15 protein-coding genes, 1 tRNA gene and 1 pseudogene are annotated in these 14,502 nt (G+C 65.9%); 6 read left to right on the forward strand and 11 right to left on the reverse strand.

Annotation, left to right across the window (positions count from 1 at the left end):
• Positions 1-132: 132 nt before the first annotated feature.
• Genes AC5RWX_RS22555 through AC5RWX_RS22570 form a run of 4 tightly spaced genes read right to left on the reverse strand, consistent with a single transcriptional unit; the run spans position 133 to position 3,648 of the window.
• Complete coding sequence (locus AC5RWX_RS22555) at positions 133-1,095, reverse strand: ABC transporter substrate-binding protein (protein WP_494098535.1); 963 nt, start codon at positions 1,093-1,095, stop codon at positions 133-135.
• A complete protein-coding gene (locus AC5RWX_RS22560) occupies positions 1,092-1,838 on the reverse strand; it encodes an ABC transporter permease (protein ID WP_494098536.1) in 747 nt (248 codons plus the stop codon). The genes AC5RWX_RS22555 and AC5RWX_RS22560 overlap by 4 nt, the downstream gene beginning before the upstream one ends.
• Positions 1,835-2,551: an ABC transporter permease gene (locus tag AC5RWX_RS22565; RefSeq protein ID WP_494098537.1), complete on the reverse strand. Its 717-nt coding sequence runs from the start codon at positions 2,549-2,551 to the stop codon at positions 1,835-1,837. Before AC5RWX_RS22565 ends, AC5RWX_RS22560 begins: the two co-directional genes overlap by 4 nt.
• Positions 2,551-3,648: an ABC transporter ATP-binding protein gene (locus tag AC5RWX_RS22570; protein WP_494098538.1), complete on the reverse strand. Its 1,098-nt coding sequence runs from the start codon at positions 3,646-3,648 to the stop codon at positions 2,551-2,553. The genes AC5RWX_RS22565 and AC5RWX_RS22570 overlap by 1 nt, the downstream gene beginning before the upstream one ends.
• Positions 3,649-3,884: 236 nt before the next feature.
• Between AC5RWX_RS22570 and AC5RWX_RS22575 the strand changes: the two genes are divergently transcribed.
• The gene (locus AC5RWX_RS22575; protein ID WP_494098539.1) at positions 3,885-4,898 is read left to right on the forward strand and encodes a pirin family protein; all 1,014 of its coding nucleotides are present in this window, start codon (positions 3,885-3,887) and stop codon (positions 4,896-4,898) included.
• Positions 4,899-4,999: 101 nt separating this feature from the next.
• Here the strand turns inward: AC5RWX_RS22575 and AC5RWX_RS22580 are convergent, their stop codons facing one another.
• Together AC5RWX_RS22580 and AC5RWX_RS22585 are read right to left on the reverse strand one after the other, a co-directional pair.
• The gene (locus AC5RWX_RS22580; RefSeq protein WP_494098540.1) at positions 5,000-5,947 is read right to left on the reverse strand and encodes an N-acetylglucosamine kinase; all 948 of its coding nucleotides are present in this window, start codon (positions 5,945-5,947) and stop codon (positions 5,000-5,002) included.
• A gap of 16 nt (positions 5,948-5,963) precedes the next feature.
• On the reverse strand, positions 5,964-6,983 hold the full coding sequence (locus AC5RWX_RS22585) for a LysR family transcriptional regulator (RefSeq protein ID WP_494098541.1): 1,020 nt from the start codon (positions 6,981-6,983) through the stop codon (positions 5,964-5,966).
• A gap of 110 nt (positions 6,984-7,093) precedes the next feature.
• On the opposite strand from AC5RWX_RS22585, the gene AC5RWX_RS22590 reads away from it, so the two are divergent.
• Together AC5RWX_RS22590 and AC5RWX_RS22595 are read left to right on the forward strand one after the other, a co-directional pair.
• Positions 7,094-8,341, forward strand: a complete 1,248-nt coding sequence (locus AC5RWX_RS22590; protein WP_494098542.1) for an MFS transporter — start codon at positions 7,094-7,096, stop codon at positions 8,339-8,341.
• A gap of 52 nt (positions 8,342-8,393) precedes the next feature.
• Entirely contained in the window at positions 8,394-8,897 is a 504-nt protein-coding gene (locus AC5RWX_RS22595) for an Lrp/AsnC family transcriptional regulator (protein WP_494098543.1), read from the forward strand.
• A 15-nt stretch (positions 8,898-8,912) separates the two neighbouring features.
• Here the strand turns inward: AC5RWX_RS22595 and AC5RWX_RS22600 are convergent, their stop codons facing one another.
• Positions 8,913-10,148: an MFS transporter gene (locus AC5RWX_RS22600; RefSeq protein ID WP_494098544.1), complete on the reverse strand. Its 1,236-nt coding sequence runs from the start codon at positions 10,146-10,148 to the stop codon at positions 8,913-8,915.
• Between the two features lie 168 nt (positions 10,149-10,316).
• Between AC5RWX_RS22600 and AC5RWX_RS22605 the strand changes: the two genes are divergently transcribed.
• The 3 genes from AC5RWX_RS22605 (at position 10,317) to corA (ending at position 12,346) form a co-directional block, all read left to right on the forward strand.
• The gene (locus AC5RWX_RS22605; protein WP_494098545.1) at positions 10,317-10,850 is read left to right on the forward strand and encodes an Lrp/AsnC family transcriptional regulator; all 534 of its coding nucleotides are present in this window, start codon (positions 10,317-10,319) and stop codon (positions 10,848-10,850) included.
• 10 nt (positions 10,851-10,860) lie between these two features.
• Positions 10,861-11,286 (forward strand): DUF1761 domain-containing protein, encoded by a 426-nt coding sequence (locus AC5RWX_RS22610; RefSeq protein WP_494098546.1) that lies wholly within the window; start codon positions 10,861-10,863, stop codon positions 11,284-11,286.
• Positions 11,287-11,350: 64 nt separating this feature from the next.
• On the forward strand, positions 11,351-12,346 hold the full coding sequence (gene corA, locus AC5RWX_RS22615; RefSeq protein ID WP_494098547.1) for a magnesium/cobalt transporter CorA: 996 nt from the start codon (positions 11,351-11,353) through the stop codon (positions 12,344-12,346).
• A gap of 53 nt (positions 12,347-12,399) precedes the next feature.
• Here corA and AC5RWX_RS22620 read toward each other — a convergent pair.
• The 4 genes and pseudogenes from AC5RWX_RS22620 to AC5RWX_RS22635 all read right to left on the reverse strand — a co-directional run.
• A tRNA-Ala gene (locus tag AC5RWX_RS22620) sits at positions 12,400-12,472 on the reverse strand.
• A gap of 117 nt (positions 12,473-12,589) precedes the next feature.
• Positions 12,590-13,510, reverse strand: coding sequence for a hypothetical protein (locus AC5RWX_RS22625; protein WP_494098548.1), 921 nt, complete (start codon positions 13,508-13,510; stop codon positions 12,590-12,592).
• 81 nt (positions 13,511-13,591) lie between these two features.
• On the reverse strand, positions 13,592-14,212 hold the full coding sequence (locus tag AC5RWX_RS22630) for a GNAT family N-acetyltransferase (RefSeq protein ID WP_494098549.1): 621 nt from the start codon (positions 14,210-14,212) through the stop codon (positions 13,592-13,594).
• A gap of 4 nt (positions 14,213-14,216) precedes the next feature.
• Positions 14,217-14,502, reverse strand: a pseudogene (locus AC5RWX_RS22635) (UTP--glucose-1-phosphate uridylyltransferase); the annotation flags it as partial.

Here is a 14,502-nt window from a genome sequence, read left to right on the forward strand (position 1 = left end):
TTCCGGTTTGACGTCAGCCACACCGGTGCCTGGCGCAACCACTGTATTTGGCCCCGGCATCACGAGGGCGGCTGCCGGACCTGGAAACGTCGGGCAGCCGCCGTCGTACTGGCACAGCAGGCAGGCAGGCTCCTACTTGACGATGCCCTTGTCCTTGAGCCAGGCGTCGGCGGCTTCCTTGGCACCCTGCTTCTGGTCGCCGCTGACGGCACGGTTGAGGTTGATCAGGTCCTCCGTGGTTAGGATCCGCGAGACGGAGTTGAGCGCTTCCTTCGCTTTGTCCGTCATCTTCGCTTCGTTGTAGAGCGGGATGACCTGCTGGGCAATGAAGTTGTTCTTCGGGTCCGCCAGGACTACAAGGTCGTTGTCCGCGATGGATGGGGTGGTGGTATAAATGTCCGCCACCTGCACCTGGTCCTCGAGCAGGGCCTTGAGCGTTACCGGACCGCCGCCGTCGCTGAACGGTTCCAGCTTCCTGGGCTCGCAGTTGTAGTTGCTCTTCAGGCCCGGCAGCCCGTAGGCGCGCTCAGAAAAGGTGGCCGGCGCTCCCACCACAATCTCGCTGCAGACCTTGGCCAGGTCCTCGATGGACTTCAGCTGGTACTTCTCCGCGGTTGCCTTGGTGACCACCATGGCGTCCTTGTTTTCGGCCTTGGCCGGTTCCAGGACGGCGAGGCCGTCGGGCAGTTTCTCCGGCAGGGCCTTCGCAATGTCATCCGCCGAGACCTCCTTTGCCTCCTTGTCCACGTGCAGCAGCAGGTTGCCTGTGTAATCCGGAATCACGTCCACCGACCCGTCCTGGACAGCCGTGAAATACACCTCGCGCGAGCCGATGTTCGGCTTGGTGGTGGCTGTGACGCCGGACGCATTGAGCGCTCCCGCATACAGCTCGGCGATGATCTGGCTCTCGGGGAAGTCCGCGGAACCGATCACCAGCGAGGTGGCTCCACCGGTCGCGGTGCCACTGGTTGCCGGGGCGTCGCTGAGCGGATCTGACGATCCGCCGCAGGCGGACAGCGCCATGGCCAGACCGATTCCGGCGGCCACCCCGCCGAACGTCCGCCTGCCAAGACCTTGTGGTCGGCTTTCTTTCATGATTTACCTCCTTGTGCCACAGTCTCCGCAACAACGGGGTCTGTGAGATCGACCGCAGCCTGCTGGCCGCGGTGGGACTGGTTCGAGGCACCTGATGACAGGAACAACCTCTGGATGAGGGCAAGGACAAGATCGATGCCGATGGCCAGTGCGGCGATCAGCAGTGATCCTCCCAGCATCTGCGGGAAGTCGCTTAGGACGAGTCCGTCGAACAGGTAGCGGCCCAGGCCGCCCAGGTTGATGTAGGCCACCACGGATACGGTGGCGATCACCTGGAGCACGCCCGTCCGGAAGCCGCCGAACATCACCGTCAGGGCATTGGGAAGTTCGGCCCGGAACAGGACCTGAAGTTCTGTCATCCCCATGGCCCGGGCGGCGTCCACCACATTGCGGTCCACGCTGGAGATTCCCGCGTAGGTGCCGGCGAGGAGGGGCGGCACGGTGAGGATCACGAGCGCCCAGACGGGAGGCATCAGGCCAATTCCGGCCAACAGGACAAACAGCGTCAACAGGCCCAGTGTGGGAAGAGCGCGCAAGGCACCGGCAAGAGCCACGATGGCTACCCTCCCCCGGCCTGTGTGGCCGACATAGAGGCCGACAGGGACGGCGATTGCGGCGGCAAGCAGCATCACGAGCCCCGTGTACTGCAGGTGCTCGCCCAATCGTGCGGGAATGCCGGCGCTCCCGGTCCAGTGCAATGGGTCGGCCAGCCAGGCGAAGGTATCGGAAAAGACGTTGCTCATGTCGATCCTCCCGCGGGCGCAAGGCCCAGCCTGCCGGGATGAATCGTGCCGTTGCCGGCCCGCCGCGGGTTCCCCCGCTGGCCAGCCCGCTCCCACGGGGTCAGCAGCCGCTCCAGCAGGACCAGGACGGCGTCCATCAGCAGCGCCAAGACCAGGATGGCAATGATCCCCACCACGATTTCCGTCACAAAGCCCCGCTGCAGCCCCGAGGTGAAGAGCATGCCCAGGTTACCGACTCCGAGCAGGGCGGCCACGCTGACAAGCGAGATATTGCTGACGGAAACAACCCGGAGGCCGGCGAAAAGTACGGGCAGGGACAGCGGGAGGTCCACGTGCAGGAACCGGGCAAACGGCTTGTACCCCATGGCGACGGCTGCCTGGCTGACGTCCCCGTCCACCGAGTCGAAAGCATCAAGGGCAGCCCTTACCAGCAGGGCCACAGCGTAGAGGGTCAGGGCCACCACCACATTCAGTGGGTCCAGGATCCTGGTCCCCAGGATCGTTGGCAAGATGATGAACAGTGCCAGCGAGGGAATGGTGTAGAGCAACGACGACGCCGTGAGCACCACCGAGCGAAGTATAGGATGCTGCCGCGCCAGCTGGGCCAGCGGGATGGACACCACCAGTCCCAGGACCATTGGCACCAGGGCCAGGACCATGTGTTGGCCTGCCCGTTCCAGGACCATGCCGCTGTTGGAAAGGAACCACTCCATCAGAGCGCAGCCTGCCGTACCTGGCGGGCCTCTTCGATGAGGGCCAGGACTTCGCCACCCCGAACGACGCCGAGTACCCGGCCCTCCGAATCCACGGCAACGCCCAGGCCGGACGGCGAGGACAACGCCGCATCGAGGGCGCGGCGCAGGCTCTCGCCCCGGCGGAAGAGTGATCCGCCGGGAATGAGTCCGGCACCGGTTCCGGGGCCGGTCCAGCCGAGCGGACGCCCGTCGGCATCCACCACAAGCTGCCAGCCTGCGGCGGGGTTGGAGTCCAGGCTGCCGCCGGGACCGCGGACCACCGTCGGCACCTGGTGGACGGCGACGCCGTCGGACGGCGTGAATCCCAGGTGGCGGAACCCGCGGTCCCGTCCCACAAAGGAGGCCACAAAGTCGTTCGCAGGCGCCCTCAGGATCTCCTCAGGAGTGGCGTACTGCGCGAGCTTGCCGCCGGTGGCGAAAACGGCCACCTTATCGCCCAGTGTTGTTGCCTCATCGATGTCGTGGGTGACAAAAACGATGGTTTTGGCCAGGTCCTTCTGGAGCCTCAGGAGTTCCTGCTGAAGCTCGTCACGGACCACGGGGTCCACGGCGCTGAAGGGTTCATCCATCAGGAGAACCGGAGGGTCGGCGGCGAGGGCCCGGGCGACGCCCACCCGCTGTTGCTGGCCGCCTGAAAGCTGCGACGGGTAGCGCTTCCCCAGTGAGGGGGCCAGGCCGACGACGTCGAGCAGTTCCTCGGCTCGTTTCCTTGCGTCGGACTTGGACACACCGTTCAGCCTGGGCACGGTGGCGATATTGTCCAGCACCGAGCGGTGCGGCAAAAGTCCGGAGGACTGCATCACGTACCCCATGGAACGGCGCAACTCCGGCGCAGGGACGGTGGTGACGTCCTTGCCCGCTACCGTGATGACGCCTGAGGTGGGCTCGACCATGCGGTTGATCATGCGCAGCGACGTGGTCTTTCCGCAGCCGGAGGGCCCCACAAACACGGTGATGGAACCTGGGCTGATGGACATGGTGAGCTGGTCCACGGCCGGCTGCCCGCCCTGGTACTGCTTGGTGACGCTCTGAAACTCGATCATGGCCTGGTCCATGGTGCGGACTTACCTGTTCTGTTGGACGGCTTCGGAAAGCAACGCGAAATTGTCACAGCACGCTGATAGTTACGGTAGCCGAAACCGGACGCTGCAACACCTGCAGCACACCCCAATTCCGGCAAAGGAATCCCTACTGTAATCATTCGGTGCCGCCCCTTGGCCGGATGGGCAGGCCTTCGATCAGGGCCCGGAAGGACATACCGGAGAGTGGCAACCCGGCCTAAAGTGGGGAAGTGACCAACTTGGAAGTTTCTCCGCAACAGGAAGTCTGCCCGCCGGCACAGCCGGAAGGGAGCTCCGGCCCCTGCCTGCAGCTGTGGCCTGAACGCGAAGTACCGTTGGGCGGGGTACGTGCCATGAATGTCCAACGGACGCTGCCACAGCGTGGACTTCCCACCATCGGCGCGTGGTGCTTCCTGGACAGCTTTGGCCCCGACCGGACCGCGATGTCGGTGCTTCCGCACCCGCACATCGGGCTGCAGACGGTGACCTGGCCCTTGGCAGGTACCATCCGGCACCGGGACAGCGTGGGCAGCGACGTAGTGGTGCGCCCCGGCGAGCTGAACATCATGACAGCGGGACACGGGGTTTCCCATTCCGAGTTCGCAGTGCTTCCACCGGCGGGCGAACTGCCCCTGCAGCGCGGCCTCCAGCTCTGGGTGGCCCTGCCGGATGGGCAACGGCACCGGCAGCCGGCGTTCGAGCAGCACCAGGACCTTCCGGAGGCAACCGGCGAGGGATTTACCGCAACCGTGATGGTGGGCGAACTTGGCGGTGCAGTCTCGCCGGCAACGATGTACTCCCCGATTGTGGGAGCTGACGTTTCCTGTGAAGGCACCGCCGCACTCCCCCTCAACGAGCACTTTGAACACGGCATCCTGGTGCTCGACGGCGGGCTGACGCTGGATGGACAGGAACTTCCTCCCGGGCCGCTGGGCTACCTTGGCACCGGCCGGAGGGAGCTGCAGGTGCAGGCGAAGCCCGGTACGCGTTTCCTCCTGATCGGCGGGGAGCCCTTCCAGGAGGAGCTGCTGATGTGGTGGAACTTTGTGGGACGTACGCACGAGGAAGTCGAGCAGGCCCGGGATGCGTGGGAAGCGCAGGCTGCCCTTCCCGAGAGGGAAATGGCAGCAGCCCGGTACGGCCTGGTTCCCGGGCACGGCCCTGACGCCGGAGCGGAAACCGGCCGCATCCCTGCTCCCCCGCTGCCTGCCGTCCGCCTCAGTCCCCGTAAGCGGTCAGTGTAAGGACCCCTACCGGCCGGGCGCGCCCGCCCGGACGCGCCCGGCAGGGCGCACCACGTTGTGGCGCCTCCTGGTGAGGGCGCCTCCACCCCTTACGCCGGCTGTCAGGCCTGTTCTGCCAGGAGCTGCAGCACACCGAAGACGGGTTCCTGGTCCAGGACCCGGACGTCGGTCACACGGGCTCCCGCAAGGTGCCGGCGGAAGGCATCCTGGAGGGGTACCACGTTCATGCCCAGCCCGCCGCCCAGGATGACCGGTCCCTGGATCTCCAGCTGGTGCAGCACCTGCAGGGCCAGCCCGGCAAGGTCCTGGCCTGCCTGCTCCAAAAGTCCCCTGCTTGCCGGATGTCCCGCTGCCGCCGCGTCCACCACATGCCGGGCCTGCTGCGCCCAGAAACGGCGGCCGGTGTCCGGGGAGTGGAACTGCGCAATGAGGCGGTTCGGATGGTCCATCCCGCACGACGCCAGCAGCGCGGCAGTCAACTGGTCCACCGGAAGGCCCTGGTTCATCCGCCGCAGGCTGTGCCGCACCGCTTCCCGTCCCAGCCAATAACCGCTGCCTTCGTCACCCAGCAGGTAACCCCAGCCTCCCGCCCTGGCCTCGCTGCCGTCGGCGTTCCTGCCCCAGGCTGCGGAACCGGTGCCGGCGATCACCGCCACGCCTGTGCTGGCGTGGCCTGCTGCAAGAAGCAGCCGCGAGTCATGCACCACCGTGATGTGCGCGCCCGGAACGTGCGGTTCGATCAGCCCGGCGAGGGCTGCGGCGTCCTCTTCGGTGTCGATGCCGCCGGATCCGGCATACACGTGGGACACCGCTCCCCCGCCGATCCTGCCAAAGAGGCTGGCCAGGTTGCGGGCCGCTTCATCACGCGTGACGTTTTGGACGTTCGAACTCCCTGCAGATTCATCAGCCACAGGGACCCCGTTTTCGAACCGGATGCCGTGCGTTTTCGTTCCGCCGATGTCCAGGCCGATGATGACGCCACCGGGCGGATTGGACGGCGAGGTCAGCGTGGCAGCGGGCCGGGCAGGGGGATTTTCGGTGTTCGTCACGTCATAAGGGTACTGGTCAGAGAGGTATTGAAAGCTCGGGCCCGTCGTCGTACGGACTGGCCAGCCGGGACCGCCGTTTCACCAGCCCGGCCAGCAGCCCGGGTCCGTCCATGAGGACCATTTCGCGGAACAGCCGGACGGCAGCCGGTTCAACCTCTGCTTTTCGCTGCCGCCAGCTCAGGCCGACCTCGCGGAAGGCCAAGGCCGAGTCAAGGGGCACCTCCACCCAGCCCAGGTTGCCCGTCTCCGCGCTGACGTTCCGGCCGGGGGCGTCCCCGCCGGGTGGAAGGATGCTGACGCCGAGTCCGGCCGAGACGAGGCCCCGGACGGTATGGGAGTCCTGACTTTCAAAAGCGATGCGGGGACGGTATCCGGCCTCACGGAACAGGGCATCGGTCAGCGAGCGCATACCGTAACCGGGGCCGAGTGCCACAAACGGTTCGGCGCGGATGTCCGCTATGGACGCCACGCGCCTGCCGGCGAGTGCATGCGTGTGGTGGACCACCAGGCGCAGGGGTTCCCGGTATAGCGGGGCGGAAAGAAGGCTCCTGCCGGCAGTTGCCACCGGCGCGGTAAGCGCCAGGTCGGTCTCGCCCGCCGCGAGCTCAGCCAGGCAGGAGTCGCGTGCTCCCTGTCTTAGCGTAAACATTGCGCCCGGGTGGCGGCTGCGGAAGGCGCTGATGAGGAGCGGGAGTGTGGACTCGCCGAAGGTGTGCTGGAACGATACGGAGATCCTGCCGCGGACAACGTCAGACTCGTTGCGGACCAGGTCCAGCCCTGCGTGGAACTCCGTCAGTGCCCGCTCGATGTATGGCAGCAGTGACCGGGCAGCCGGGGTGAGTCGGACTCCCCTGCCGTCCCTGACCAGGAGTTCAGTACCCACGACGGCGCTGGCCCGCGCCAGAGCCCTGCTCACCGTGGACTGGGGTACTCCAAGGAATTCGGCAGTTTCGGTCACATGTTCGGTCCGGCCCAGTTCAGCCAGCAGCGGCAGGAGCGGAAGAAGCTGCACCAGCTGCTTGTGGTCGGGCTCCATAAGTCCTTCCTGATTCCAAGGCTGTGAAGGGGCATCGTTCCGGATCTGATATGAGTCTTGCACAAAGGATGCATTGGAGGCAGGCATTTTGCTGGGTCTACGCTTGCCGCATGCCACACAGCCTCCCGCAGCCTGGTCACCAGACGTCCCCGCCGGGCTGGGATGGACACGCGAAAGGCTCGACGGCGTACGGCCGGATCATTGCCGGCCTGGCCTTTGCCGGGGTGGCGACCTTTGCCCAGCTGTATTCCACCCAGGCAGTCCTGCCGATCCTTGCCTCCGATCTGCAGGTTACCGCCGCAGAAGCCGCGCTGACCGTCTCCCTGGCTACGGTCGGGCTGGCCGCCACGGTGATCCCCTGGTCCTTCCTTGCGGACAGGATAGGCAGGATCAAGGCCATGACGTGGGGAATTTCCGTGGCAACGGTACTGGGCCTGCTCGTTCCGCTGTCCACCAGCTTCGCCATGCTGCTCAGCCTGCGGCTCCTCGAGGGAATGGCACTCGGAGGGATTCCCGCCATCGCCATCGCCTACCTCAACGAGGAGGTTACCAAGGCCCATGCCGCAGTGGCAGCAGGAAGCTACGTAGCAGGCACCACGCTTGGCGGCCTGGCCGGCCGCCTGGTGGCCGGACCCGCCGGGGAGTTGTGGGGCTGGCGTGCCGCGGCACTGGCCGTCTCCGTCCTGGCCACGCTCGCCGCCGTCGCCTTTCTGGTCCTGGTGCCGCGGGCCCAGGGATTCACCGCTGCCACGGCCCCCGGACTCCGCGGAGCTGCCCGTACCCTCCTGGGCCATCTGCGCAGCATCCGGCTGCTCGCCCTCTACATCCAGGCTTTCCTGATGATGGGCGGCTTCGTGGCCGTCTACAACTACCTCGGGTTCCGGCTCTCGGGACAGCCTTTTGGCCTGCCCACCACGGTCATCAGCCTGATTTTCCTTGCCTACTTTTCCGGGACCGTCTCCTCCCGCTGGGCAGCCGGGCTGAGCATGCGTTTCGGTCGCCGCAACGTACTGCTCGCCGGGCTGGCCCTCTCGACGGCGGGCCTTACCCTCACGCTGACCCCGTCACTTGTGCTGATCCTCGCGGGGCTGGTGGTTTTCACGGGCGGCTTCTTTGCCGCGCACAGTATCGGCGCGGGCTGGACGGGCGCCATAGCCAGCACCGGACGCGCCCAGGCGGCCTCGCTCTACAACCTGGCCTACTATCTGGGATCAAGTCTCATCGGCTGGGCCGGCGGCCTGCTCTTCCAGTCCTATGGCTGGAACGCCCTGGCGGCCGCCGTCATGATCCTCGCCTGCCTCACTGCGGTGGCTGTCGCCGTCGTCCATCCGAAGACCGCCGGCACCGCCGCCGCCTGAACGCGGCCCACGGGCGTCTAGGATAAACGCAGGAACTTTGTAAGGAGCCGCCGTGAGCACGAATCCCAGGAACGTCAGGCCGGGAGTGCATCTGGAGCCCCTTGATGCCATCGACGAACGGCTTCTTGCCGCCCTGGTGGAGGACGCAAGGATCTCGAACAAGCAGCTCGCCGAACTGGTGGGCATAGCCCCCTCCACAGCCCTGATGCGGACCCGTGCGCTCACCGAGCGGGGGATCGTGCAGGGTTTCGAGGCGAAGCTGAACCTGTCGTCCATTGGCAGGTCGGTACAGGCCCTTGTGGCTGTGCGGCTTAGGGCGCACGACCGTGACCAGATCGACCGCTTCACGGCGCGCGTCCCCCACCTACCGGCAGTGCTGTCCACCTTCCATACCTCGGGCTCGGTGGATTACCTGCTGCACATTGCCGTTGCCACCACCGAGGATCTGCGGGACTGGGTGCTGGACAACCTGGCCACCGATCCGGTGGTGGGCCACACCGAAACCACGCTGGTGTTCGAGCATATCCAGGGCAACCACGGGCCGCTCCCGGAGTAGCCGCACCTGTCTCGGCTAGTTCCCTGCGCGTACTGCCTGGCGGAGCGTGACGGCGGCCAGAACGAGAGCAGCCGAACCGCACAGCACCACGAATCCGGCCACGGAAGACGCCAGGCCGAACACTGCTGCGGCCCAGCCAAGGCCCAAAACCGGTACCGCGCTGCCGAGGTAGGTAATGACGTACACCGTGCTGATGGTCTGCGCCTGTCGGGCGGGTTCCACACGGGCGGCCACATTGTTGAAGACAGTGCGGAAGGCGATTCCCTGTCCAGCGCCGGCGGCAATGCTTGCAACCACCAGCAGCACCGGACTGTCCCCTGCTCCGCCGAGCAGGAGTACCGACGTGCCCAGGACCGCCAGCCCGCCCGGGACAACGTAACGGCCCCGAAGGGTCACCAGCTGGGTCAGCGCCGAAGCTGCGAGGGTCAGGCCGGCCAGCACACCGATCAGGGGACGGCTGTCCACGTCCAGGATCCGGGCGAAGTAGCCAGGGGCCAACGAGAGGCAGAAACCAAACATCGCGAAGCTCAGGAAGCCGACGCCGGACGCCAGCCAGAACGCGCCCCTCGCCTCCCGCGCGACGGAAGGACGGCGCGGTGCCAGCAACTGCAGCGGCTTGGGACCTGCGGACGGTTGGAGGGCGGGGCGGGCCCGGAGGAGGTACAGCGGAACCAGCAGCGCGGCGAGGACTGCGGCATGGACGTAGTACGGGGCCGACGTGGCCCCGGGAAGCAATGACAGCAGCCCGCCGATCACAGGGCCGGCAGCTACTCCCCCGGCCGAAGCAAGCAGCGTAAACCGGGAGGCCCACTCGGGGCGTGAGGGCAGCAGTTCCCGCAGGGCGGCGGCGCTGGCACCCGTGGCAAGGGCAACTGCGACTCCCTGGAGCGCCCGCCCGGCGCACAGCGCAGCCAGTGTGTGCGCCTCCGCAAAAAGCCAGCCTCCGGCCAGGCCGGCAACAACGGCGAGGATGAGGGCAGCCCTCCGCCCGATGTGGTCCGACCAGTGCCCGGCCAGCATCAGCGTGGCTACAAGCGCCAGCACGTAGCTCGTGAACGCGGCCGTTACATCCAGTGGAGACAGCCCGAGTTCCGCCTGCAGGAGGGGGTACAGGGGTGTGGCAAGGTTGGCACCCACCAACAGCGTGAAAATGACGGCGCCCGCCAGCACCAGCCGGGCAGTAATCGAGGCGTCCCACCCAGCCGTCGTGGCTGGAGCCGGACGCATGCGGAGTTCGCTGAAAACCGTCATTGTGCCGCCTCTGCTGCTGCCGCGGCCGGTTGTCCTTGTGGGAACCCACCGCGGATGGACATGTGATAGCTCTAGGGTGCAGCATTCCTGCTCTTTCGAGCGGAAGCTAGTGCCACAATTGAGCACCATCATCAAAAGTTCGCTGTTGAAATGACGGAAAGTGATCATGTGAACAATCTGGACCCCACCGACCTGAAGATCCTCCTGGAGCTCATCCGGGACCCCAGGATGCAGATCGGTGAGCTTAGCGACTCGCTGGGGGTAGCCCGCAACACTGCACAGTCCCGGGTCCGGCGCCTGCTCCGGACCGGGGTGCTGCGGTCCGGCGGCCGCGAGGTGGACCTGGAGGCCGTGGGCTACGACGTGGTGGCGTTCGTGACCATTGAGGTGTCACACCGCGAACTGGACACAGTAGTAGGGGGACTTAGGCTGATTCCGCAGGTTCTGGAGGTCCACGAGATCTCCGGGCGTGGCGACGTCTGGTGCCGGGTGGTGGCCACCGACACCCACAACCTTCAGGCAGCCTTGCGGCAGGTCTTGAGGATCAAAGGGGTTATCCGGACCGAAACCGTCCTGGCGCTGCACACGCACATCCCCTACCGGACGGAGCCGCTCATCAGCGGTCTGGCCAAAGCTGCGGGGGCCGGACAACACGCGCCGGCGAGACCCTCCCGCGCAACCGGGGTGGAGACGGACAGCTAGGATTTTCAGAATGGATTGGCTCTCGTACGTTTCACAGATCAATTGGCTCGCCGTGCTGCTTGCCTTCATCGCCACCATGGCCATCGGCTTTGTCTGGTACATGCCCGCCGTGCTGGGCAACAGGTGGATGGCCGCGATCGGAAAAACCGAGGATGATCTCAAGAACATGAGTGGCGGTGCCGGAATCTGGGTGCCCATGATGGTGGCGGCCGCCTTGACGGCGATCCTGTTGGCAGTCCTGATCAGCAAGCTCGGCCTGGACAACGCCCTGGCGGGGGGCTGGTTTGCCCTGGTTCTGGCGCTGGTCTTCCGTGCCGGCGGCCACGTGATCCACAACGGCTTCGCGGGCCGGCCGGCCGCCGTCACCATCATCGATTCCGGCCACGACCTGCTGGCGATGGCAGTGTCGGGTGCCATCATCGGAGCAATGTCCTGATGCCGCGGACCCCATCATCGGAGCAATGTCCTGATGCCGCGGACCCCATCGGCGGAGGACAGCCATGACCATCATTGATAATGCCGTTTACGTGGACGGGGTGCGCCACGCGGAACCCGAGAACCTGGAACAGACGTTCGAGACCCTTGCGCACCACGGCGGGATGGCCTGGATCGGCCTCTACCGGCCAACGGCCGAAGAAATGGCAGCGGTGGCCTCCGAGTTCGGGCTGCATGCCCTCGCGGTGGAAGACGCCATCTCCGCGCACCAGCGACCCAAACTGGAGCGCTACGAGGACAATCTTTTTACCGTCCTGCGGCCTGCCCGTTACCTGGACGCCACTGAGACGGTGGAATTCGGCGAGCTCCACATTTTTACCGGCAAGAACTTCGTCGTGACCGTGCGGCACGCCGAGACGGCTGGAGTGGCACGGGTCCGACAGCGGCTGGAAAGCAGGCCGGACCTGTTGAGGCACGGGCCCGAGGCCGTCCTGTACGCCCTGCTGGACCGGGTCGTGGATGACTACGGACCCGTGGTGGCCGGCTTGGAGAACGACATCGACGAAATTGAAGACCAGCTGTTCAGCGGCGACACCACCGTGTCGCGCCGCATTTACGAGCTTGCCCGCGAGGTCATCCAGTTCCAGCGGGCCATCCACCCCCTGCCCGACATGATGCACCAGCTCAAGCGGGGGTTTGAAAAGTACTATGTGGAAAGCGACCTCCGGCATAGCCTCCGTGACGTGGAGGACCACGTGGAGCGGGTGATCTCACGGGCAGACTCTTTCCGCGACCTGCTGCAGAACGCCCTGACCCTGGACGGCACCCTCACGGCAAACCGGCAGAACGAAGCCAGCGCGGAACAGAACGAACAGGTGAAAAAGATTTCCTCATGGGCTGCCATCTTCTTCGCGCCCTCGTTCGTGGCCGGCGTCTACGGCATGAACTTTGACCACATGCCTGAACTCCACTGGCAGCTGGGCTATCCGATGGCCATCGGTCTCATGGCAGCGACGGCGGCGTTGATGTACATCATCTTCAAGAAGAAGGGCTGGCTGTAGTCCGTCCAGGCGCCATGCGACAAAGGCCGCAGCATCCCGGCCGGAAAGATTTGTGGAGCTAAGGGGATTCGAACCCCTGACCTCTTCGATGCGAACGAAGCGCTCTACCAACTGAGCTATAACCCCGGAACCAGCCGCTTGATCAACAGGATCGGCACCGGTGAACCTAGGCTACAAATTTTCCCGGCCCAATGCCAACCGGCGCCCGTAAGGTGCCCGGAAGCCGGCCCCGGGACCAAAAAGTCAGGCTCGGCGGCGCTGCAGGACGTCGTCGAGATTGCTGAGCGCGCTCTGGGCCTTGGTGAGCTGCTGCGTTTCCGGAGCCGGGGCGGCAGGGACGGCGGCAGCACCCTGCTTGAGGGATGGCTTGCCGGTGGCCTTGGGTGCTTCGGGCAGCTCCAGCGGCTCGGGTGCCGGGCGCTCGGCCTTGGCCGCCTCTACGTAAACGGGCTTGGGCACCTCCACAGGCTCCCACGTGCTGGCCGGTGCCGGCTGTGCTGCGCTCGTGTCACCGGCGGCCACCGCAACGGCCAGGGCAGCTTCACGGAGTTCCAGGGCCGTCAGCGGTTTGATCTTGGGCTTGTCCGCCTCCGCGTCAAAGAGCGGGCTATCCGGGCGCACCGGCGCGGCTTCCGGTTTGGGCGGGACGTGCTCGGCTGCGGGCCGGGGGGCAGGTGCGGCCATCGCGGAGCGGAAAGCAGCGCTGACTTTGGATTTGCGGTCCCGGACGGCCAGCCAACGGAGCAGGGCCACAGCTGTTGCTGCCAGGGCTACGCACACCAGGGGGAGGACCGGAGTTCCCAGTCCAAACGCGAGCAGGACAGCGGAAACGAACGCGGTCAGCAGGGAAACCAGTCCACCGAGGGCGAGTGCCGTGCGGCCATATCGGATCCGGAACTGGCCCGCGGGGGCAGCGCTCGCCGCTGTGGCCGCAGTGGATCCGGTGCTCTTCCTGGTGTCCATGGCTTTCTCCTGCTGGGCGGCGACCTTCAGAACCAACCCTGCTCGCGGGTCCGGTATCTCATCGGCGGGGGCGTCTGCCAGGAAGTCGCCGGCGGGCTGGAACTGATGCCGGTGGTTCCGGAGGACGTAGGGGGCAACCCACACAATCCAGAGCACAACGGCAACCACAAGGATCACTGAGCTGCTAAGGGGGAAGTCCACACTCAAAACCGTATGAGTATCATGTCGGCTGCAGCCGCATTAGCCCCGGTGTGTCGTGGCGCGGGTCGCAAATCAATGGATTTATGACGGCACCGAACCGAGCCACCGCTGCAGCAACCCCTCCGGGACTTCCTCGGACGTCAAGGCAAACGACCTGTGGTCGGCCCATTCACCGTTGATGTGCAGATAGCGCGGCCGGTATCCCTCATCCCGGAAACCCAGCTTCTCCACTACCCGCAGGCTGGGTCCGTTCTCGGGCCGGATATTGATTTCCATCCTGTGCAGGCCCAGCGTCCGGAAGCAGTGGTCCGTCACCAGGGCGACAGAGGTGGGGGCTATCCCCCGCCCCGCCCGTGCCTGGTCCACCCAGTACCCAAGGGTGGCCATCATGGCCGAACCCCACACAATGGATGAAACTGTCAGCTGGCCAACGATCGCGGGGTTCCTGCTGGCGGAATTGCGCTCGGTGATCACAAACGGAAGAGCCGTGGCCTGGGCCGCCTGCGAGTTCAGGGAGCGGACCATCTGACGGTAATCAGGGAGGCCGCCGGCTGGGTCGGGGTTGGACGCCTCCCACGGTGCCAGCCACTGGCTGTTGCGGGCCCGCACTTCCGTCCACTCTTTTTTGTCCCGGTACCGGATGGGCCGAAGGACCAGGTCTCCGCACTCGAGGGTCACGGGCCAGATGGGGCCGGGGCGCACAGTGCTACTTGGACAAGCTGGCGGTGAAGCCCGGGAGCCACTCCCGCAGGCCGGGGCCTAGGTCTTCACTGTCGATGGCAAGCTGGACGCAGGCCTTGAGGTAGCTCAATTTGTCCCCGGTGTCGTAGCGGCGTCCTCGGAAGACAACGCCGTAGACGCCTTGCCCCTCGCCATCTCCGGACGCAAGCTCCTGCAGGGCATCGGTGAGCTGGATTTCGCCGCCCCGCCCGGGACCGGTGCGCTCCAGGACCTCGAAGACGGCGGGGTGCAGGACGTATCGGCCAATGACC

Source organism: Arthrobacter sp. SPT-J7, assembly GCF_059089965.1.

Coding starts and splice junctions, on each gene's coding strand:
- AC5RWX_RS22600 (WP_494098544.1), bottom strand. CDS start 10,148: ATGACGGTTTTCAGCGAACTCCGCATGCGTCCGGCTCCAGCCACGACG.
- corA (WP_494098547.1), top strand. CDS start 11,351: ATGACCATCATTGATAATGCCGTTTACGTGGACGGGGTGCGCCACGCG.
- AC5RWX_RS22565 (WP_494098537.1), bottom strand. CDS start 2,551: ATGGAGTGGTTCCTTTCCAACAGCGGCATGGTCCTGGAACGGGCAGGC.
- AC5RWX_RS22585 (WP_494098541.1), bottom strand. CDS start 6,983: ATGGAGCCCGACCACAAGCAGCTGGTGCAGCTTCTTCCGCTCCTGCCG.
- AC5RWX_RS22610 (WP_494098546.1), top strand. CDS start 10,861: ATGGATTGGCTCTCGTACGTTTCACAGATCAATTGGCTCGCCGTGCTG.
- AC5RWX_RS22560 (WP_494098536.1), bottom strand. CDS start 1,838: ATGAGCAACGTCTTTTCCGATACCTTCGCCTGGCTGGCCGACCCATTG.
- AC5RWX_RS22590 (WP_494098542.1), top strand. CDS start 7,094: ATGCCACACAGCCTCCCGCAGCCTGGTCACCAGACGTCCCCGCCGGGC.
- AC5RWX_RS22570 (WP_494098538.1), bottom strand. CDS start 3,648: ATGGACCAGGCCATGATCGAGTTTCAGAGCGTCACCAAGCAGTACCAG.
- AC5RWX_RS22555 (WP_494098535.1), bottom strand. CDS start 1,095: ATGAAAGAAAGCCGACCACAAGGTCTTGGCAGGCGGACGTTCGGCGGG.